This window comes from Corynebacterium drakensteinense (genome assembly GCF_041224285.1).
Classification (GTDB): Bacteria; Actinomycetota; Actinomycetes; order Mycobacteriales; family Mycobacteriaceae; genus Corynebacterium.
In genome coordinates this window covers 241,372-261,719 of sequence record NZ_JAXOFP010000001.1, presented here as the reverse complement: position 1 = coordinate 261,719, position 20,348 = coordinate 241,372, and the positions used below count along the sequence as shown (strand labels likewise).

Annotated in this window: 16 protein-coding genes and 1 tRNA gene; 8 read left to right on the top strand and 9 right to left on the bottom strand. The window is 56.5% G+C overall.

The features are described from left to right. Nucleotides 1-110: 110 nt before the first annotated feature. Nucleotides 111-1,586 carry an L-lactate MFS transporter gene (locus U1140_RS01185; RefSeq protein WP_465246417.1) on the bottom strand — a complete coding sequence of 492 codons (1,476 nt, stop codon included), beginning with the start codon at nt 1,584-1,586 and terminating at the stop codon, nt 111-113. On the opposite strand from U1140_RS01185, the gene U1140_RS01180 reads away from it, so the two are divergent. Continuing rightward, on the top strand, nt 1,549-1,746 hold the full coding sequence (locus tag U1140_RS01180) for a hypothetical protein (protein ID WP_369845607.1): 198 nt from the start codon (nt 1,549-1,551) through the stop codon (nt 1,744-1,746). The genes U1140_RS01185 and U1140_RS01180 overlap by 38 nt on opposite strands. A 173-nt stretch (nt 1,747-1,919) precedes the next feature. Here the strand turns inward: U1140_RS01180 and U1140_RS01175 are convergent, their stop codons facing one another. Continuing rightward, the gene (locus U1140_RS01175) at nt 1,920-3,296 is read right to left on the bottom strand and encodes a molybdopterin molybdotransferase MoeA (RefSeq protein WP_369845606.1); all 1,377 of its coding nucleotides are present in this window, start codon (nt 3,294-3,296) and stop codon (nt 1,920-1,922) included. 172 nt (nt 3,297-3,468) lie between these two features. Between U1140_RS01175 and U1140_RS01170 the strand changes: the two genes are divergently transcribed. Genes U1140_RS01170 through U1140_RS01150 form a run of 5 tightly spaced genes read left to right on the top strand, consistent with a single transcriptional unit; the run spans nt 3,469 to nt 7,944 of the window. Continuing rightward, nucleotides 3,469-3,729 (top strand): MoaD/ThiS family protein, encoded by a 261-nt coding sequence (locus U1140_RS01170; RefSeq protein ID WP_369845658.1) that lies wholly within the window; start codon nt 3,469-3,471, stop codon nt 3,727-3,729. Between the two features lie 20 nt (nt 3,730-3,749). Beyond that, entirely contained in the window at nt 3,750-4,160 is a 411-nt protein-coding gene (locus U1140_RS01165; RefSeq protein ID WP_369845605.1) for a DUF6457 domain-containing protein, read from the top strand. Nucleotides 4,161-4,178: 18 nt separating this feature from the next. After that, nucleotides 4,179-5,057, top strand: a complete 879-nt coding sequence (gene fdhD / locus U1140_RS01160; RefSeq protein ID WP_369845604.1) for a formate dehydrogenase accessory sulfurtransferase FdhD — start codon at nt 4,179-4,181, stop codon at nt 5,055-5,057. A gap of 50 nt (nt 5,058-5,107) precedes the next feature. Beyond that, a complete protein-coding gene (gene modA / locus U1140_RS01155; RefSeq protein ID WP_369845603.1) occupies nt 5,108-5,929 on the top strand; it encodes a molybdate ABC transporter substrate-binding protein in 822 nt (273 codons plus the stop codon). Between the two features lie 26 nt (nt 5,930-5,955). After that, entirely contained in the window at nt 5,956-7,944 is a 1,989-nt protein-coding gene (locus U1140_RS01150) for an ATP-binding cassette domain-containing protein (RefSeq protein WP_369845602.1), read from the top strand. 92 nt (nt 7,945-8,036) lie between these two features. On the opposite strand, the gene thrB is transcribed toward U1140_RS01150, so the two are convergent. The 4 genes from thrB to argS all read right to left on the bottom strand — a co-directional run bounded on the left by thrB (nt 8,037) and on the right by argS (nt 13,557). After that, nucleotides 8,037-8,966, bottom strand: a complete 930-nt coding sequence (gene thrB / locus U1140_RS01145) for a homoserine kinase (protein ID WP_369845601.1) — start codon at nt 8,964-8,966, stop codon at nt 8,037-8,039. A 42-nt stretch (nt 8,967-9,008) separates the two neighbouring features. Beyond that, nucleotides 9,009-10,340 (bottom strand): homoserine dehydrogenase, encoded by a 1,332-nt coding sequence (locus U1140_RS01140; protein WP_369845600.1) that lies wholly within the window; start codon nt 10,338-10,340, stop codon nt 9,009-9,011. Nucleotides 10,341-10,532: 192 nt separating this feature from the next. Next, nucleotides 10,533-11,900, bottom strand: a complete 1,368-nt coding sequence (gene lysA / locus U1140_RS01135) for a diaminopimelate decarboxylase (protein ID WP_369845599.1) — start codon at nt 11,898-11,900, stop codon at nt 10,533-10,535. Nucleotides 11,901-11,904: 4 nt separating this feature from the next. Then, nucleotides 11,905-13,557 (bottom strand): arginine--tRNA ligase, encoded by a 1,653-nt coding sequence (gene argS / locus U1140_RS01130; RefSeq protein ID WP_369845598.1) that lies wholly within the window; start codon nt 13,555-13,557, stop codon nt 11,905-11,907. Nucleotides 13,558-13,757: 200 nt separating this feature from the next. On the opposite strand from argS, the gene U1140_RS01125 reads away from it, so the two are divergent. Together U1140_RS01125 and U1140_RS01120 are read left to right on the top strand one after the other, a co-directional pair. Beyond that, nucleotides 13,758-15,374 carry an alpha/beta hydrolase gene (locus U1140_RS01125; protein WP_369845597.1) on the top strand — a complete coding sequence of 539 codons (1,617 nt, stop codon included), beginning with the start codon at nt 13,758-13,760 and terminating at the stop codon, nt 15,372-15,374. Between the two features lie 195 nt (nt 15,375-15,569). Then, a tRNA-Arg gene (locus U1140_RS01120) sits at nt 15,570-15,646 on the top strand. Nucleotides 15,647-15,773: 127 nt separating this feature from the next. Here U1140_RS01120 and U1140_RS01115 read toward each other — a convergent pair. The 3 genes from U1140_RS01115 to U1140_RS01105 are packed head-to-tail and all read right to left on the bottom strand — an operon-like array spanning nt 15,774 to nt 20,344. Then, complete coding sequence (locus tag U1140_RS01115) at nt 15,774-16,277, bottom strand: MarR family winged helix-turn-helix transcriptional regulator (protein WP_369845596.1); 504 nt, start codon at nt 16,275-16,277, stop codon at nt 15,774-15,776. A 30-nt stretch (nt 16,278-16,307) separates the two neighbouring features. Next, entirely contained in the window at nt 16,308-19,160 is a 2,853-nt protein-coding gene (locus U1140_RS01110) for an AAA family ATPase (RefSeq protein WP_369845595.1), read from the bottom strand. Further along, nucleotides 19,157-20,344, bottom strand: a complete 1,188-nt coding sequence (locus tag U1140_RS01105) for a metallophosphoesterase family protein (RefSeq protein WP_369845593.1) — start codon at nt 20,342-20,344, stop codon at nt 19,157-19,159. Before U1140_RS01105 ends, U1140_RS01110 begins: the two co-directional genes overlap by 4 nt. Nucleotides 20,345-20,348 lie beyond the last annotated feature (4 nt).

Here is a 20,348-nt window from a genome sequence, read left to right as displayed (position 1 = left end):
ACCTGGTCAAGGCTGTAGAAGACTGCGCAAGCCTTGTGCTGCCTGCTAGAACTTTTTACAGCCATATAAGCAATTCTACCGCCGACCCCGTTTAACAAACTGGGAAAGCTTTAACCGGTGAACAAGCCTGCAGCACGGGCAATGGTATCCCAGAGACCGAAGGCCAAGCTTGCACCGATGAAGATGCCCAAGATGAGCGAGACTGCGTTGTGCACAAAGCTCGAGTTCCCCTTCGTCTTCCCGCTTTCGCGGGCGGCGCGCTCGGCATCATCAACGGCTTTACGGTCTGCAGCCTCTTTTTCTTTCACCACGCTGACAGCAACATGGTGTTTTTCGGCTACCGGTTTGATCAGCAAGTTGGCGACGACACCGACGGCCAAGAGCCCACACATGAGTAGAAGGCTGGCACGGTACAGGTCCGCCCCGCTAAGACCGGCGTCGACACGCGATTCCACCAGAGTGTTTACGATAAGCGGGCCAGCGATGCCAGCAGCTGCCCAGGCCGTGAGCAACCGACCGTGGATGGCTCCAACGTTATACACTCCGAAGAGATCTTTGAGGTAGGCCGGAACCGTGGAAAACCCACCACCATAGAACGAAATGATCACGAGCGTGCTGAGCACAAAAATTGCCAGCGAGGCCGAGGAGAAAGTAGCAACCACCAGGTACAGCACGAGGCCGACACCGAGGTAGAGGAAGTAGGTGTTCTTGCGACCGATCCAGTCAGAGACCGTCGACCAGACGAATCGACCTCCCATGTTCGCCAGAGAGAGCAAGCCAACATAGCCGGCAGCAGCACCCGCGGTAATTTCTGGGAAGTAATCCTGCGCCATCGGTGCAGCATTTTCCAGAATTCCGATACCCGCGGTGACATTAACGAACAAGACGATCCACAGCAGCCAGAACTGTGGGGTGCGCACAGCAGTATTTGCCGACACGTTTCCGGCGGTTTTCATCTTCGATCCGGTATCTTCGGAAGGCTCGTATCCGGCGGGCTTCCAATCCGGGTGCGGCAAGCGAATGGCGTAAGAACCAAGCGCAATAACGATCAGGTAGAGAATGGCAAGGGTCAAAAAGGTGCCGTAGAGACCGTCGGCAAGTTCGGCAGTTTCAGAACCACCACCGAACAGCTCCATCATGGTGTTCGACGCTGGACTAGCAATGAGAGCTCCACCACCGAAGCCCATGATCGCCATACCTGTGGCAAGCCCGGGCTTATCGGGGAACCACTTCATTAACGTCGAGACTGGAGAAATATAGCCGATACCAAGACCGATACCGCCGATGACGCCGTAACCTAAATACACCATCCACAACTGGCCTGCCGCCAAGCCGAAGGTCGCAACAAAGAATCCGACCACCCAAAACAGCCCTGCCGTTGCCATGGAGGTCCGGGGCCCTACTTTTTCTACCCAGTTTCCGGCAACCGCCGATGACAAGCCGAGCATGCCGATCGCCAACGAAAAGATCCAACCAACCGCTACTTCGCGGACGTCGAAAAAGTCCATCAAAGGAGCTTTAAAGACCGAAAATGCATACACCTGCCCAATGGACAGGTGTATAGCCAAAGCGGCTGGTGGGATCAACCAACGATTGAATTCTTTCGGCGCGATGATTCGTGTGCGAGAAAAGAATTTCGTCGGTGTTGGTGCTGACGTTGATGACGATGTTGATGCCGATGTCGATGTTGTTGAGGATGAGGACGCCGAAGACGGCGAGGTGTCCGATGCCATGGGGTCTCCTTAATTTTATACCCAAATCTTATGTTACAAATCACAGCCTGGGAAGAGCGCCCCAAATCTTAGACGACAGACATGCCGATTAACCAATGCTGCCAGCCTTTAAATGCACCCGTTTTTATCTGCGTGCGTGCAGAGTCATATGCGCACGCAGCAGTTCGATTCCTGCCGTACCACGGGCTACAGGCGGTATGCGAGCACACGCTGGCGTGCAGAAATGGTTGCTCCGGCAGGTATACGCAACAGCGCATCTGCTGCCACCGCCTGCTGTAACAGGTGCGATCCTGGTCCAGAAACGACGTGCGCGCGCACGTGTCCACCCGAGTAGTCCAAACGCGCGCGAACGAACTGATCTTTATCAGCGAGCCCAGTTAACGTTTCGCCTGCGATTACCTCAATCGGCGCAGGAACTGTCCCCAGCAGTGGAGCGACGAATAAACGGAAACTCACCAACGACGAGACCGGGTTGCCCGGCAAACACACGCACGGCACCCCGCAGAAACTGCCGTACCCTTGCGGACCACCGGGTTGCTGGCTCACCGCGCCAAACCAGGCGTCGGGAGCGTCGCCAAGCAACTGTCGCACGACTTCATATTTGCCTTTGCTGATTCCGCCTGAGGTCACCACCACATCCGGGCGATGCTGCTCGATGGCTGCGCGCAAACGGGCAGCAAGCTTGTCGACGTCGTCGTCAATGTGTACGCGCCCGACGACCTCAATCCCGAAACGCTGCGCCTGGGCTGCCATCATCGGAAAATTGGCGTCAGGAATGATCGCTGCTCCGAGGCCGCCATTATGTTCGCCGACCTCTGCGGTCTCTGCGACCTCTGCCCCACCTGTAGCAATAAGGATTCGCGCCCGGGTGCGCACCTCGATGGTCGGTACTCCTTGAAACGCTAACGCAGCGATCGCAGTCGGGCTAATAATCTCGCCGGCATCGACGATGGCATCGCCCGCGCTGCTATCGACACCTTGCTTGCGAATGAACTGCCCGGGTTGCGCCTCGGCGATTGTGCGTCTCCGCGCCGCATCGCTTGCGGTTGGTGCTGCAGAGTCGGCACCGCCGTCTGGGAATTCGTCTGGCACTGCATCTTCTACACGGACGATGGCTGCAACATCGTCGGGCACCTTCGATCCCGTCATGATCGGCACGATGGTCTCGCCCGTACCGCGTGGGTCAATGCCGTCCGGATACACCTCGGCGGGATCGGTACCTGCTGGAATATCAGCGCCGACGAGGAAATCTGCGGGCACGCGTTCTAGGGCAGCCTGGCTAAGCGCGTAGCCATCGACTTGCGAATTAGAAAACCGCGGCGAATCGTACGGCGCAGTCACCGTGGCTGTCACGCAGCGCTCCAGTGCGGATGCCACTGGGATGGTTTCCGTGCGTGGCCAGCTAGCAAATTTTTCGAGCAGCGAGGAGATATTCGCCAGGTGCTCTTCAGGAGTTGGCTTTTGCGCGCGGTTTGTCACGCCAGATTGCGTTTCTGTGTTTGCTGTGCCTTCTGGGCTTTCAGGGCTTTCTGGGCTTTCTGCCTGCTGTGGCTGGTTGCTCATAGTTTTATTTAAGCACTCTTGTCCAGATATATAGGGCCCAGGCCCCGATATATATCGGGCCCCGACCCCGCTCGTCGTGGCGCGGGACACAGTGTGTACAAGGCTCGCACCGCACCTGTGCATCACGCTTTGCACAGGTGCGTCTGCAGCAGGCAGAATGGGAACTATCATGCTGCGTATTCACTATTTTTCTGCCGCCCGCGCCGCTGCAGGTACCGCCCAGGAAGACGTTTCCGACACCAATTTTTCCACTCTCGCCGAGCTGCTTAACGCGCTTGCACAACAACACACCGGAACCACGGATTCTGGGATGAGCCTGGCAGATATTTTTCCCCGCTGTAGTTTCCTTCTCGACGGCGCAGCCGCCGCACCGTCGTCTTCCCTTGTCGGCGTACAACGCGTCGACGTTTTGCCACCATTCGCAGGCGGTTAAAAAACTACTACCCTGGGCACATGACCACACGCAGTGCAGACACCACTCGTTCCGAAAGCGCCGCCGACGACAGTGACACACCGGGTAAGTCGAACACACCGGGTAAGTCAAACAAAGTCAAGGCCAGCCCCGAAGAAGTAGCAGCAAGCACCTGGCTCGCGGCAGTTCTGGATACTTTTGCGATCGATCACCAAGTCCTGCGCGCCAATATTAAAGACATCTTGGATCTCACCAGCTACGTTGCGCACACCCACTCACGCCCAGCAGCGCCGGTGACGGCATTTCTCGTCGGGTTGGCAGCCGGAAAGTCAGCACGGGGACAGACTGCGGAAGAACTCAATCTCGCGGTACAGACTTGCTTGGAGCAATTGCCTCACCAGACTGCTACGCCCGGCTCCGAGACGCACTACAACGTTGACGAGACGCAATGAAATCGATGAGGTATTTCCATGGCACAACGACTGACAGCACGGACCCCAATTACCCGCGTCTATCGCAACACCGCGGATGCACAACCGGCAACAGAATTTGACATCTCCGAGCGGGTCGACACTTTAGCGGTGGAAGAACCGCTCCAGATCCGGGTTGATGGCACCGATTTCGTCACGACGATGCGTACCCCCGGCCATGACTTCGAGTTGGTGCACGGCCTGCTGTATGCCGAAGGCGTCATCGCCGCTGCTGCTGATGTCGCGACCATGCGCTATTGCGGCGGAGCCGTCGGCGGCGATGGACTGAACACCTTTAACACCATCGATGTGACATTAGCCGCCCACACCACTGCCACCGCATCACCGTCCGGAGCCACCAATCTACCGGTGCGTACGGTCACGATGAACTCGGCCTGCGGAATCTGCGGCACTACTTCGATCGACGACGTCGAAAAGCGCATCGCCTATCCGATCCAGCCTGTCACTCCCACCGCGGAATTCGTCCTCGGTCTCCCCGGCTTGTTGCACGACGACCAAAAGGCTTTCCGACGCACCGGGGGCATTCATGCAGCCGGGGCTGTCACCGGCGACGGGGAACTGTTGTACGCGCGCGAAGACATCGGCCGCCATAACGCCGCAGATAAGGTGATCGGGGCACTGCTGATGAACGATATGATTCCTGTGCACGGCATGTATTTGGTCATGACTTCACGCGCAAGTTTCGAGCTCGTGCAAAAAGCTGTGCTAGCGGGGTTCTCCGGTTTGGTGGCTGTGTCTGCCGCCACATCGCTCGCGGTCAAACTCTCACGTCAAACGGGATTTTTCCTCAGTGGTTTTACCCGGGAAAATCGTATGAATTTGTATAATGGAAGCCTGGAAAACATTCAACGGGAATGACATCCACGTGCGCGCACATGCACATTTATCTTGCGAAAAGGAGAAATTCCATGCTTCCTCGTAACCGAGCAACAACTATCCGTCGCATCGCCACCGGTGCCCTAGCTGCCGGCGCGCTGACCTTGGCAGGCTGCCAGTCTGACGGTGGTTCCTCCAGCGAAAGCTCCGCCGCTGACAGCACAGCGTCGAACGCAGAAGCACAGGATGTAACCCTGTTCGCCGCCGCATCCACTCGCGTTATTGGTGATGAACTGGTCGAAGAAGCCAAGAAGCTGGATCCACCAGTCAACTTGACCATTAACAACGCGGGCTCGACCGACCTGGTCAACCAAATCAACGAAGGTGCGCCAGCTGACGTCTTGCTGACCGCAAACCTCAAGGCCATGGAGCAAGCCAAGAGCAACGGCGACGTGGAAGATTTCGAATTGGTCGCGGGAAACACCTTGGTCATGGTCGTCCCGAAGGCCAACCCAGCAGGTATCGAAAGCGTCGACGACCTGACCGAAGACACCACTTTGGTGGTTTGTGATCCTTCGGTGCCTTGTGGTGACTTGACCGAAAAACTGGCTGCAGAAAACGACTTGGAACTGCACCCGTCGTCGTTGGAGCACTCCGTAACCGACACGCTGGGCAAGGTGCTGTCCGGCCAGGCTGACGCAGCATGGGTGTACAAGACTGATGCCGTCGCCGCTGGCGATGACGTCGAGGTCATCGAGATTCCACAATCGGAAGAATTCGTCAATGAATACCCTGCAGCTGTGTTGCAGAACGCTGCGAACGCCGAAGCAGCACAGGCTGTTCTCGAATTGTTGCAGAGTGAAGCACTGCGTTCGGTTTGGGAAGGCGCCGGCTTCCTGCCAGCGAAGAACTAAAAACTAAACCGAGGAAGTACCGCACCATGGCGCAAGCTCATTCAACTGAGTGGACCCCGCAACCAGTTCGACCGAACAATCCGATTGGCCTGATGCTGCTGGCGGGAGTAGCTGTGGTGACGGTGCTGGGCCCGCTGTTGGCCCTGATTTTCCGCGTCCCCTGGGATCGATTCACCGAGGTTATTGCTGAACCATCCACGCTCACTGCAGTGTGGTTATCGTTGTCGGCGGCATTTTTGTCCACCCTGATTACGATCCTGCTGGGTATTCCCTTATCGCTGTGGCTATTACACAACAGTGGCGGCACCTGGTTTGTGCGACTTTTGGTCGTTCTACCGTTGGCGATGCCGCCGGTGGTGGCCGGTCTTGCGCTGACCGCCGCCATCGGCCGCCGGTCGTATACTTCCGGCATTTTGGATGCACTCGGCATCAACATCGCCTTTACTTTTAGCGGCGTGATCGCCTCCCACATATTCGTCACGCTTCCGTTCGTCGTGGTATCCGCAGACTCTGCGCTGCGCCAGATCAATCGCGAGATCATCGATTCTGCACTCAGCATTGGCATGAGCTACCGCCGGGTAATTTGGCGTGTGATCTTACCGACGATCATTCCCGCGGTGGGCACCGGTGCCGGTCTCGCGTTTGCCCGCTCGCTGGGTGAATTCGGTGCCACCCTGACGTTTGCCGGCTCCCTACCCGGTGAAACCCGCACCCTGCCGTTGGCCATTTATCTCAATCGCGAAGTTGATGCGGATATCGCGTACACCCAAGCAGTTTTGCTGATTTTCATCGCAATCGTCGTGTTGTGCCTATCCGGTGTGCCAACGTTGCTGAAAAAACGCCACAAGCACCGCGTGAGCCGGAACGTCGGCCTGAATCGCAGGCGGTTGAGCGAACTCACCGACGAAACAACAACCCCCGTTGCACTACGTGTGAACGGTTGTGACATCGATTCCGGCCAGACCACTGCTGTTGTCGGATCCAATGGTGCCGGAAAAACCACGTTGATGAAGGCCATCGCCGGTCGCCTGGGTGGCGCAGACATTAAGTTTTTTGACGACGACGGCAGCGAGTATCAGAAGCAGCCAAAGGTCATCATTCTCACGCAAAACCCGGCATTACCCCCGGCAGCGAACGTCATACAAGCCATCACCATGGCCACCCGCGATACAGAACGCGCGCGAGCACTGCTCGAAGCCGCCGGTCTGAGTGAACTCGAATCCGTTCCCGTCCCGGCACTTTCTGGTGGACAATCGCGCCAGGTCGCTATCGTGCGTGCGATCGCAGCCAGCCCAGAAGTTCTCATTTTGGATGAACCGTTCGCGGGCCTAGACAGCTCAATTGCAGCGCAGTGGAAAGCCTATTTCCGCGCCACAGCGCGGCAGCGCACCACTTTGTTGGTCACGCACAACGGCCACGACATCGCTTCGCTGTCTGATAACGTCATGTCGATCGCGGCCGGTCGTATCGTATCTTATGGTGAAACGGCGTCACTGGCCACGGCACCAAACACGAAGTTCTTGGCAACGACGCTGGGGCTCAACGCCCTCGCCGGCACAGTGGCAGCTGCAGCAGACAGTTCCGCACACGCCACCTCGATCAACTGCGGAAAGTTGACGCTGGCGATCGATGCTGCTGGTCATGCCGGAAAAAAGGCACCTTCTGCGGCCGACGGGGCCAAGCTACTCGTTACGTGGCTGCCATCTGCAGCCTGGTTGCGCAAAGGTTCCGCACACAGCGTGGCCAACCACTCCACCGCCACAGACCAGTCTGCAGTAACCAACTGCTGGACGGGAACGATCGTTGATATCTCGGTGCCGCACCCAACGGTCTGCGATATCACCGTCGAAACTGGCGGCGAGCAGCTTGACGTGACAATCTCTCCGGAAAAAGCAGAAGAGCTGGGGCTGCAGCTTGACGACGAAGTCACCTGGGGCATCGATGCAGCACACATCTCAGTAACCGAGCTTGCTTCGCACGACAGCGAAGAAGGCACACAAACGCTTAGTGCATAAATGCGTAAGTGCATAATCGCGAAAAGCTAGCGCATAAAAAACACCGCCAGGGCTAGCTGGCGGTGCACGTTACACGTTTTTTGCTGCTAAGGCTAAGCCTGGCTGACGCTGGTTTCGACCGGGCCAGCCACGCCCAATTCCACGACTTTCAAGCCCTGGCCACGGGCGTCGGCAAGCAAAGCCTCGTCAATGTCTTCGGTGTGCAGCACCATGATGGTTGGTCCAGCACCCGACAAATATGCTGCATAACCGCGGTTGCGCAAACGGTTGACCCACTCGGCGGTGACTGGCAATACGTCTGAACGATACGGTTGGTGCAGGCGGTCACGGGTGCCTTCCCACAGCAACTCTGGGTGATGTTGGATCGCGACCGTCATCACTGCGACACGAGAAACGTTGAATGCAGCATCCCCGTGAGTCACATGACTAGGAAGCACGCGACGAACCGCCGGAGTCGAAGCATGGAAGTCAGGAACGATGGCAGTCGCCCGAATCTCGTCAGCGACGTCAATGCTGACTGCCTTGTACTCCGGCGCAGAGCGTCCATCAACTGGCACCGTCATCCACGACACTGTCGCTCCACCAAGCACAGATGCCGCAGCATTGTCCGGGTGGCCTTCGAATGCCGAAGACAACTGCACGACTTGCTCGTCGGACAGCGGATAACCCGCCAACGCATTCGCAGCAGCAACCCCGGCAACCGCTGAGGAGGCCGATGAGCCCAAACCACGGGACTGTGGAATCGCGTTAGTGCACGTCACACGCAAGCCAGGGGCGCTCGCATTCGCTGCATTGAGCCCAGAGCGTAAAGCCTTGACCACGAGGTGTGAGCCATCACGCGGGAGTTCTTCTTCGCCTTCGCCATAGATCTCAATGTCCAGACCGGATGCCGTGACTTCGACTTCAATGACATCGTAAATGCCGAGCGCAAGGCCCAACGTATCGTATCCCGGCCCCAGGTTCGCCGACGAAGCCGGAACACGGACGGTTGCTTTGGTACCGATTTCTAGCTCGGTGCTCATCGTGAGTGCTACTTCCTTAAACTTGCCTAACCTACACCATCGTTAAACGTCGAGACGAATAACCGAGTGCACCTGCTTCACATCCGAAGACTGCTTCAATGCTTCCACGGTGTCATGCAGAACGGCTTCTTTGGCGCGGTGGGTAACGACGATCAAGCGTGCGACGCCGTCTTCGTTTTCTTCCTGCCGCACCGTGCGCAAAGAAATGCCCTGTTGCGCGAAGGTAGCGGACAAGTCAGAGAGCACACCTGCGCGATCCACGACTTCCATGTCAATGTGGTAGCGCGTGCTGACTTCACCGAAATCAGCAAGCGGCAGGTTGGCGTACATATTATCGCCGGGAGCACGGCCGCCATGGACCTTGTTGCGTGAAGCACCGACCAGGTCGCCCAACACCGCAGATGCGGTTGGGTCTCCGCCGGCACCGTTGCCGTAGAACATCAGGGAGCCAGCTGCTTCGGCTTCGACAAAAATCGCGTTATACGACTCGTTAACGGATGCCAGTGGGTGGTCTTTGGCAACCAGGGTTGGGTGGACGCGCGCGTTCACGGCATCATTGCCCTGCTCGTCGGTGATTTTTTCACAAATTCCCAACAACTTAATGACGTACCCGGCCTTGTCTGCCGCTGCGATATCGGCAGCGGTGATGTCGCGGATACCTTCACAGTGCACATCATCGAAGTTCACGCGTGTATGAAAGCCCAGCGATGCCATAATCGCAGCCTTCGACGCGGCATCGTGGCCATCCACGTCGGCGGTGGGGTCGGCTTCGGCATAGCCCAGATCGGTCGCGATCTGCAGGGCTTCGTCGTAGCCCATGCCCTCAGTAATCATCTTGTCCAGCATGAAGTTGGTCGTTCCGTTGACGATTCCGGAAATACGACGGATCTGATCACCGGCAAGGGAACGACGCAGCATACCGACGACGGGGATTGCGGCTGCTACTGCGGCCTCGAAGTACAAATCCACGCCGGATTCGTCGGCAGCTTGTGCCAATTCATCGGCGTGTGCGGCCACGAGCGCCTTGTTCGCGGTCACCACAGATTTACCTGCGCGCAATGCCGCGAGGACGAGCTCGCGTGGGTAGTCAATGCCACCAATGAGTTCGACAACCACATCGACGTCGTCACGCTCGATCAGTGAGCGCGCATCACCAGTGATCATTTCTGGATCGACGCCAGGGCGTGCTTTCGAGGTGTCGTCAACTGCAACACCACGCAGCTCCAACGGGCCACCGACGCGCTCGCGGAAATGCGGAGCATTTTCGCCCAACAAGCGAATGACCTCAGTACCGACGGTACCCATTCCTAATACAGCAATTCCGACAGACTTGCCAGCATTATCGTTGGTATGGGCAGGAGAATGAGCGACCATAGTTTTTGTCATTCCTTCTAGTTTCGTCGTGGTTATTCGTTTAGTCGTAGTTAGACGTTGTCCACCGTTGTTCAGCTACGCTCACGGGCCAACGAGCCAACGGGCCAATGAGTTAACGGAACAACGGCGCAACGGTGCACCTGCACGCAATCGTACCGGCTTTGCGGGCAATTTTAGCTTGCCTGGCAAATTTTATTCAGCACTTGGCTCAGCGGATTCGCCGACATCGAGACTCAATAAATCCTCAATGGTTTCACGGCGTAGCATCAACTCAGCTGTGCCTTGACGCACCGTGACCACCGCGGGACGCGTGAACGCGTTATACCGCGATGACATTGGGTAACAGTACGCACCCGTAACCGCCAATCCGATGAGGTCACCGCTGCGCACATCAGCCGGGCAGGCGAAATCTGCAATCAAGATATCGCCCGATTCGCAATGCGCACCAACCAAGCGGGTGGGCTTTTGGTGGCCATCCGTAAACCGAGATACCACTCGGGCGTCGTACTCTGCTCCGTAGAGAGCTGGGCGAATGTTATCAGACATGCCACCATCAACCGCTAAATACCGGCGGTAACGGTCGTCGTCAATCTGCACATTCTTGTCGGCGCCAATCTCATATACCGTCACTGCAGCCGGGCCCACGAGTGCGCGGCCAGGTTCGACGACGACTCGTGGAGCCGAAATCCCCAAGAATGCAGCCTTGCTGCGCACTGCGGCGATCAACTCTTCAGCGATACCAGCAATGTCCAGCTCGGAATCGTCGGCCAGGTACGGCACACCATAACCACCACCGAGATCCAAAACCGGCAGCTGCAGCCCCAGTTCTTGGTGCACGCGAGCAAACAGCTCCAGCAAGCGGTTGGCTGCCAAGGTAAAACCGTCGGCGTCAAAAACCTGCGATCCGACGTGACAGTGGATGCCTTCAAGGTCCAACGCCGGCGCATTGTGTGCATCGACAACCGCCTGCCAGGCGTCGCCGGCAGCCAAGGAGAATCCAAATTTCTGGTCTTCGTGGCTTGTCGCGATGAACTCATGAGTGTGAGCATCCACGCCGGGGGTAACTCGCACGAGAACGGATTGTGTGGTTCCCAGCTCGGCTGCGATGTCATTGAGTTCTACGAGCTCACCAGGTGAATCCACGACGACATGACCCACGCGCGAGGTCACGCACTTGCGCAAAAAGTCGCGGTTTTTGGTATTGCCGTGCACCGTAATGCGATCAGCAGGAAACCCGGCGCGCAGGGCAATGAGAAGTTCGTTCAACGAAGCCACGTCAAGCGAAAGGCCTTCGTCGTTGACCCAGCGCACAATGCGCGTCGACATCATGGCTTTCGAGGCATAATGCACATTCTCTGCACCATTGAATGCGCGTGCCATATCACGACAGCGCGAACGAAAATCATCCTCGTCGAAGATCATCACCGGGCTGCCAAAACGCTCGACAATCTCGGGCAGGGCTACGCCTGCGATCGTCACGGTGCCATCCGGTTCACGCTGTGCGTTTCGCGGCCACACGTGACTTGGCAATTGGTTGAAATCAGAAAGGTGCATAGTCATAGTTCTACATCCGTTCTGGGGCGCTGACGCCGACCATGGTTAGGCCGTTGCGCAGCACCTGGCGGGTAGCGCGTGCAAGTGCCAACCGTGCGCTGTGGATCGGTTCGGCTTGCTCGCCTGCTTTCGGCAAAATCTGGCATTGGTCATAGAAGCGGTGGAATGTCGCAGCCAGGTCTTCCACGTAGCGCGCAATGCGGTGCGGTTCGCGGAGTTGTGCCGCTGTGGCAACCACCTCAGGGAACTCGCCCAGAGTGCGGATAAGATCACCTTCTTTGTCGTGGACAAGCATTCCCAGATCTGGATCATCGACACTAACACCAAGCTCGGCGGCTTTCCGCTCAATCGAACACAGCCGCGCATGCCCGTATTGCACGTAATACACCGGGTTGTCGGCTGACTGGGCGGTCCACAGTGCCAGATCAATATCGACGGAGGTATCCACACTAGAGCGCACCAGCGAGTAGCGTGCGCCATCGATGCCGATGGCTTCGACGAGATCTTCTAGGGTGATCACGGTTCCAGCACGCTTCGACATCCGCACGGGCTTACCGTCACGCAACAAGTTCACCAGTTGGCCGATGAGCACCTCGACGTTTTCTGGGTCATAACCCAGTGCTTGTGCGGCAGCGCGCAAGCGACCGATATAACCGTGGTGGTCGGCACCGAGCATGTAGATCGCTAGGTTGTGACCGCGATCGAATTTATCGGCCACATAGGCGATATCACCGGCAATATAGGCGTGGTCACCGTCGGATTTGATGACAACGCGGTCTTTGTCATCACCGAATTTTTCCGCACGAAGCCACCAGGCACCATCGGCTTCGTATAGGTTGTCGTTGTCGCGCAGTGTGCTGATCGCGCGCTCAACTGCGCCTGATTCGTATAAAGAATTCTCGTGGAAGTAGACGTCGAATTCTACGCCGAATTCTTTCAGCGAATTCTTAATCTGCTCGAACATCATGTCCACACCCAGCGCGCGGAACTTCTCCTGCACCGCGGCAGGCTCACCAGTCAACGCAGACGGGTCTTTATCCATGATGGCGGCGGCAATTTCGTGGATATACGATCCGCCATAGCCGTCTTCCGGGGTTGGCTCGCCTTGCGCATCGGCAACCAGCGAGCGTGCAAAGCGGTTGATTTGTCCGCCGTGGTCGTTGAAATAGTATTCCCGGGTTACTTCTGCCCCGCTGGCCTCCAGCACGCGTCCGAGGGAGTCGCCAACGGCAGCCCAGCGCGTACCACCCAGGTGAATCGGCCCGGTGGGGTTAGCTGAAACAAATTCCAGGTTGATGCGTTGTCCGTGTAGGGCATCCGAGTTTCCATATTCCTGCCCCTCCCGTAAGACCTTGGCGACGATCTCGCCCTGTGCATCTGCTGCAAGCCGAATATTCACAAAGCCCGGACCCGCAATTTCCGCCTCGTCGATGGCAGCGTTTTGTGCGAGCGCTTCCGCTAGCCAAGTAGCAAATTCGCGCGGATTAGCTCCAGCTTTTTTGGCCACCTGCAATGCGATGTTGCTGGCATAATCGCCGTGTTTCGGGTTACGTGGACGCTCGACCGTAACTACCTCTGGAAGAACGGAGGCATCCAGTTCGCGTTGCGCCAAAACCGTGGTGGCAGTGTCTTTGATTAATTGGGATAGATCAGCTGGGGTCATAGCAGTTTAGTGTAATAGACCGGCGAGCATGCACCGAAAACCGGCATTCACCAAACTCGCAAGAAACAAAACATTGCCTAAATTATTCTGCAGAATGTGGCGAGCCCGACGGCGTTGCATAGTACCGTTGACAGGCAAGCGCACTAACATGACGGAAGTTAACTATTTTCACTTTCACAACAGCTTGGAAGGATTTGCCCGTGCGATCCACACCGCCATCACGACGGAGCCGTATCACCATCGCCAGCATTGCATGCCTCGGTGCCGCCACCGCCTTGTTGCCTCCGCTGCAGGCACATGCCGGTATCGCCGAACACCCGGCGCGCAATGCGCAGATCACTTGGGAAGACTGTCCGGAACAGGTCGTCGATGATGCAGCTGAATGTGGACGCATAGACGTGCCCACGTATCACGATAATCCGGAAGCTGGCTCGATCTCGGTAGGGTTTGTGCGGCAAAAAGCTACCGGGAGCTCCCGTGGGGCTGTATTTGGCAATCCGGGCGGCCCCGGTGGCGACGGTTATTCCTATTTCGCTGGCGACATGTTCGAGTGGCCGGACGGCATCACCCAAGAGTGGGATCGTATCGCGGTACAGCCGCGCGGATTAGCTGGATCAACCCCAGTTAAATGTGATCAGCCCCAGGACATCGTGGCCAACAATCCATTTACCCGCCCAGGCGGTTTTTGGAAAGATGCCTGTGAAAACGGCACACCGGGATACACAGACTCGTTGACCACTCAGAACACAGCACACGACTGGGACTGGGTGCGCGAGGCCCTCGGTTATGACGAAATCTCCATCCTCGGTCTGTCCTATGGCACCTATTTGGGTTCGGCCTATGCCAGCGCCTACCCACAACACACCGATCGACTCATCCTCGATTCTGCGATGAACCCCAATGTTTCGTGGGGCGGGGTGTTGGAGCAACAAAAACGCGGCTATGACAACGCCTACGAAGACTTTTTTACGTTCGCCGCTGACCGCAACGACACATATGGCCTAGGCACAACCCCACTGGCTGTCTACAATTCCTGGTCACACAAGATTTTGCAGGAATCTGGCATCAACCCCACCAACGTGGCGCCTGCAGCACGCATCGGCGACCTGCCACCAGGTCTGGAATGGTCTGGTGCCATCGGTACGGAGATTATCGACGCTACCGGTCAGGGCTTGGCACAATTGGAACACGTGACGCGCTCGACGTTGAACCCTGGCGCGAGCCTGGCTAACTCAGCAACCGTTGGTTTGACCCATCAACTGGTTCCGCAACCACGGCAGTGGGACAAGCTAGCCAAACACATCAACGGCAGCGAAGATTTGCTTGCCGACGTCGACAAGCACGCTGATCTCAGCGAAGAAGAAATCAAGCGGATTGTCGAAGCCCAAACCGTGACCACCGCCATGCAGCAGTTGTTGGTCTGCAACGAAAACGTCACCCCACCGAACCCAGCATTGTTGCCAGAATATCTGTGGGCGAATTACATCGTCAGCGATATTCCTACTGCAAGCGCGTATCGCATGGCCGCCGGACACACGTGCAATGGCGCCGCGCCCGTCACCGGTGTTGCCCACTTAGATGGCAGCGAACTCGAGGTGCAGCCGCTGCAAATCAGCGCAACGGGGGACCCGCAGACTGTCTATTCTGACCACCAGTCGCTTGCCGAGACGATGAACGCTCACGTCGTTACGGTCCACGGCCCCGGTCATGGTCACGTCGGCAATGGCAATAAGGTGGTTGACGATATCGTCGTTGATTATCTGCGCACAGGAAAGACCCCCGAGTTGTCTGACGCTCCAGGATTTTTCGATCAATAGCGCGTACGCACGAACAGGCACACGGTATGTGTAAGGCGAGAACGATGGGCAGCAATAACGATGGACAGCAATGCACATCGACGCGCCGTGGCAGCTAAAACCAGTGTGCTACTAAAATTTCTTGCCGCGACCTGCTAATTACTAGCAACTACGCCTGAGGTGTTAGTATTTAGGTCGCGGTAAATTCCGCACTTTGCCCCCGTAGCTCAGCGGATTAGAGCGTCGGTTTCCGGTACCGAAGGTCGAAGGTTCGAACCCTTTCGGGGGCACCACTTCTCATGCAGCAGCTGGTCTTACCGCTGCTGCATTTTCTGCTGCGGGTTAAACGCCAAAAGTGCGCACCGCTAACACCGCCCGGCATCCCATGCATGGTGCCCCGGCAACACGGACCGACAGTTATCATTGTGGTCCGGCCGGTGGGCACCCATCGACGCCTTCATAGCTGGGGATGTTGTCGACGGCGAGGATGGCTTCCATGAAATTGCGGATGCTCGGTATATCGTCGGTATGCAGGTGATCAAAAATCAGCCGCCGCACGGATTCAACGTGATCTGGTACTGCTTTTTGCAGCCGCTGCATTCCTTCGTCGGTCAGCACGACGCTCACTCCGCGCCCGTCACCACTGAAGCGTTCCTTGCGCAGCAAACCGCGCTTTTCCATCCGCGTAATTTGATGCGATGTGCGGGATCGATCCCACACCAACTCATCGCACAGCGCGCACAGACGCAATCTCTGATCGGGTGCCTCAGACAAGACTACGAGTACCCCGTATTCCGCCGTAGACAATCCACTTGCGCTAAGAAGTGTTTCGTCTAAAACACGGTTGATCTTGCGATTGGCCTGCAAAATAGTTCGCCACAGGCTTTGTTCTTCTTCATCGAGCCAACGTACAGGTTCTGGCATGGGCTTATTCTAACGAATTATGTTGACAAGTCAGATTTTGCTCGTTCCCGCGGTTAATTCCCGCATGGAAAAGCTTTGCGCATCGACAATGCGGGAATAGCGCTCCGGCATACACGTCAACACAAAAACCTGGGTTTGCCGAGCAATCTCGCTGAATAATGCTGCCATGAGTTTTAAGCGATGTGCATCGGTGGAGCCTAAAGCATCGTCTACCATCACAGGCACGGGAATAGCCGACGAGCCCGGCGCCCCGCTGTCGCTTCCCTGCTCTTCCCGGGCCGTGAGTGCAGCGACCGCGAAACGCACGAGTAGGGCTAGCTGTTCCTGGGCGCCACCGGAAAGTTGCTCGGTGGAAAGCGAAGTATCGTCGATCATGCGCTGTGAAATCGCGAGATTCTCATCAAGCTCGAAACTCACGGCTCCGTCAAATATAACCTTCGCGAACCGCTCCAGCTGGCGAGCAAATGGTTCCATATAGCGCTTGCGTGCCGCATCGCGATGCTTAAGCAAACTTTCCCGTAATCGGGCGGCAGCATTGGCTCGACGCGAGACCAGAGCATGTTCAGTCCGTCGGTGCTCCAACTCTGATTCGGCTTTGTGCAATCTCTCCGCTGCACCGGTGGCCGCTTTAATATGAGAACTCAATTCTAGCTTTCGGTGCTGCGCATTTTCGACAGTCTTCTGCAAATGCACCAGATGCGCCTTCGCGCCTTCCCAGTGCCGCACCGCCGCGACGACATCGACTTCTTCGACTTCCGTCAACGCCTTGTCACGGGCTTCAATTGCTTGTTGCCACTGCAGGTTTGCAAGCGCGGCATTTTCCCGCAGCTTATCCATAGTTGCGCTATCTGCACGGCTTTCCACCTTCTTTTCGGTGGCAGCAACATTGTCGATAGCAGAGTTGTAGCGTTCACGTAGCTGCAAGGCCTCGCGCTGGGCAGGTCGAGCATCATAGACCGCAAGTGCACCCGCAATTTCGGTGACTTTCCGCCGCGCTGCTTCCTCGGCGTCGTCAGCGGCCGCGACTTTCTCCGCGATTTCTTCCCTTGTCAGCTCTGTAAACTCAGGCAGCTCTGTAAACTCAGTAAGATCTACAAGCTCAGTAGACTCTGCACTTTTATCCTGACTAATGCCACCGCCATCATCGGCCACGCTCTGCTCATCGGCCACGTTTTCGCGGCATGCTTCGACCAGCCTGGCTAGTTCTTGTTCCAGGCTGTCCATATCGCGCTCGCCGACCACGCCATCACGGCGATATCGCAGCGCAGCGATTTCTTCATCGAGTTCACTACACCGCATGTACACTTCTTTGGCCTGTGCAAAATCGCTACAGCCGCATTGTTCTAATAACTCCTGGTAATGTTCGCGGGCCTGTTCTACAGCAGATAACGCAGAATCGACGGCCGTGGTTTCCTTGCGAGCACTACGATAAACCGCGGTAATATCACCGATACGCATTCTCATGCCGTCGGCAAGCGCAATGCTCCGGTTATCGTCGTCAGGCGTGCCGAGAACAAGCGTGCGCGACGATTCGCCATTTTCAACCGTGATCGTCTGTGGGGACTCTGCCTGCAGTTCCAAGCGTGCTGCTTGCGCCTCGGCAAGTTTCTCTTCGACCGCTACGTCGTCATGAGCTTGGCGTAGTGCATTCCACTCAGCATGGTCGATATACGCAGGCAGCGCAGCTGTTTTCTCCCGAGCTGCCGCAATCTCAGCATCTATCGCCGCAACCGTTTCTGTTAGCTCTTGCAGTTCGTTAATGCGTTCGACGTTGTGCCGATTCTGGACAGCGTGCCGGGCTGCTTTGTGCAATTCGCGCTGTTGCCGGTAATTGTCCTCAGCTGCTGCTTTTTCCTCCTGGAGCCGTGCGATGGCTGCAGTTTCCTGTTGCTCACGAAGCTCGGCCTCCCGGAGTTGCTCGACAAGCTCGTCCCGATGTGCCTTGTCGCGCTGCAAATCCTCCAATAATGCGTTGCGCTCGTCTAAAAGCCCGGACTCTGAGTTTTTCTGTTTTTCAGTCTGGCGCACAGCGAGCACGGCATCGTCGTAGCGCTTTTGCACAGATTCCGCGGAGTTCTTGTGCTGCGCAGTTTCGGCTACCTCGCGTTCTGCCTCGTCGATATCTGCTGCGGCATCTTGTTCACGTTGGCGAAGTTCCTCATACTCGCTGACGTGGTCCGATAATTTGTCGACCTGGTCTTTCCGTTCCTTATAGTGTGCTTCGGCTTCTGCGAGTTTCTCTTCTGCGGCTTTCAGCTCTTTTGCCGGCCGCGCAGTTTTTTCAGTGAAATAGCGCGTAAATTCAGCATTGACTGCAGAAAGCAACGTTGATTCTTCATGCATGTGTTCAATCGTGCCCCCAGCCACGGCGCTGCCTCCTGCTTGGCTACCAGCTGTATTCAAGGCAGTTTCGACACTCGCAATCCCGGCAGCTTCCAGAGTATGGTCTAGTTTTCCTTGCCGGACAAACAGCGCATTGAGCAGATCGCTATCCAAGTGTTCTGAAATAATTGCTGCCAATTCGTCGTCGGCCGCTCTATTGCGCAGGGTGGTTTTCCGAGAACCGGGAAATTTTAACTCGCATTTTTTACTGCTAGTCGAAGTAGAAAACTGTTTATACAGTTCCATACGGTGCGGGCCGATTTCGAGATCTAACCAAATTTCAGGCCATTGGTCGGAGTTTGCGGGAATGAGCGCTCGGACTTCTTGTTTGCTCGAGTTGTGCGGAATATTAAGGCACGCATGGATAGCGTCCATGATGGTGGACTTGCCGGCTTCGTTATCACCATGAATGATCACGACACCGGTGTCGGACAGATCACCCAGTTCAAGGTGCCGAATAGCCCGGACATTGTCTAGTTTGATTCCATGAATGCGCATCATCGGCGCGCCTCCTTCGTCAAGCGGAATAATAGCTGCGCTGCTTCTCGTGATACAGCATCCGTGTGTGCTTCTGCGAGCAACTCCTCGAAAGCCTCGCGCACATAGCCGTGCACATCGAGGTTGGCTAACTCGCCATCGTCTGGTCGCAAAGCTAAGCCCGGCGAGGAATTCGATTCGAATAACGCACCGAAACTCGGCCGTAGATCAGCAAGTTCGGCTTCTAAGCGCATCGTATCGGTCAAACTCAGCGTGCCACGTAAATAGTATTTGATGACTGTGCGCCGTTTATTGGTATATGACCGCAAATATTCCAGAAACGAATCGACCGCAGCTGCATCATCGAGTTCCGGTCGGAGGGCGTGGAATTGCCACTGCCCTACGGCATGCTTGACGACGTCTACCTCAGCACGCCCGGTGTGCGTAGTCGGCTTCGTGATGGTCACGACTAAGGCGTTGCCAGAATCAGTCTCTCCGCCATCGGAATCAAAACCCCAAGCAGCAAGCTTGTGAAAGTCCGTGGTTTCCGGTGCACCAGAAAACCACACGCGCCCAGTGTCGCCCAGCGCCGCTGTCGAGTGTGTATCACCCAATGCCAGATAATCGACGGTACCGGCAACCAGGGCTTGTTCCACCCGGTGTAGATCGATGAGATCTGGAGAAATTTCATCGCCGAAAGATTCGACTTGCCCGTGTCCCACCAGCACTCGAATTTTGTCAGTGGGGTCCAGATTTTCTATGGCGGCTGCCACGAGGTCGTGATCAGATTTTTTCACCAGATAGGGTGCGCCGACGATGTCAACGGCAGAAGAAAACGCAATGGGTTCTGCGCTGTCGATAACGTGGATATTGGTGTGCTCTTTGGCCTGAAAGAAAATGGAGTCTGCTACCAGTGGATCATGGTTTCCTGGCAGAAGGTAGACCGGCACCGGAAGCGATGCCATCGTCTCCAATGCACGCTGTAAGGTGCGGTGCTCAAGTGAGTTATCATCAAAAACGTCACCTGCAACCACGATAAATTCGCAGCTTTCCGCTGCTGCGATCTCTCCAAGTGTTTCAATCGCGGCCAATCGCGCATCTTCGAAGCGTGCGGCTGCATCTGTACCAAGAAAATGGCGACGCATGCCGAGCTGAAAATCGGAGGTATGGAGGAACTTTACTGTATGTGTGCTGGAAGAATGCTTCACAGCC

Coding starts and splice junctions, on each gene's coding strand:
- U1140_RS01180 (WP_369845607.1), top strand. CDS start 1,549: ATGGACAGGTGTATAGCCAAAGCGGCTGGTGGGATCAACCAACGATTG.
- U1140_RS01175 (WP_369845606.1), bottom strand. CDS start 3,296: ATGAGCAACCAGCCACAGCAGGCAGAAAGCCCAGAAAGCCCTGAAAGC.
- U1140_RS01165 (WP_369845605.1), top strand. CDS start 3,750: ATGACCACACGCAGTGCAGACACCACTCGTTCCGAAAGCGCCGCCGAC.
- fdhD (WP_369845604.1), top strand. CDS start 4,179: ATGGCACAACGACTGACAGCACGGACCCCAATTACCCGCGTCTATCGC.
- modA (WP_369845603.1), top strand. CDS start 5,108: ATGCTTCCTCGTAACCGAGCAACAACTATCCGTCGCATCGCCACCGGT.
- U1140_RS01150 (WP_369845602.1), top strand. CDS start 5,956: ATGGCGCAAGCTCATTCAACTGAGTGGACCCCGCAACCAGTTCGACCG.
- thrB (WP_369845601.1), bottom strand. CDS start 8,966: ATGAGCACCGAGCTAGAAATCGGTACCAAAGCAACCGTCCGTGTTCCG.
- U1140_RS01140 (WP_369845600.1), bottom strand. CDS start 10,340: ATGGTCGCTCATTCTCCTGCCCATACCAACGATAATGCTGGCAAGTCT.
- lysA (WP_369845599.1), bottom strand. CDS start 11,900: ATGACTATGCACCTTTCTGATTTCAACCAATTGCCAAGTCACGTGTGG.
- argS (WP_369845598.1), bottom strand. CDS start 13,557: ATGACCCCAGCTGATCTATCCCAATTAATCAAAGACACTGCCACCACG.
- U1140_RS01115 (WP_369845596.1), bottom strand. CDS start 16,277: ATGCCAGAACCTGTACGTTGGCTCGATGAAGAAGAACAAAGCCTGTGG.
- U1140_RS01110 (WP_369845595.1), bottom strand. CDS start 19,160: ATGATGCGCATTCATGGAATCAAACTAGACAATGTCCGGGCTATTCGG.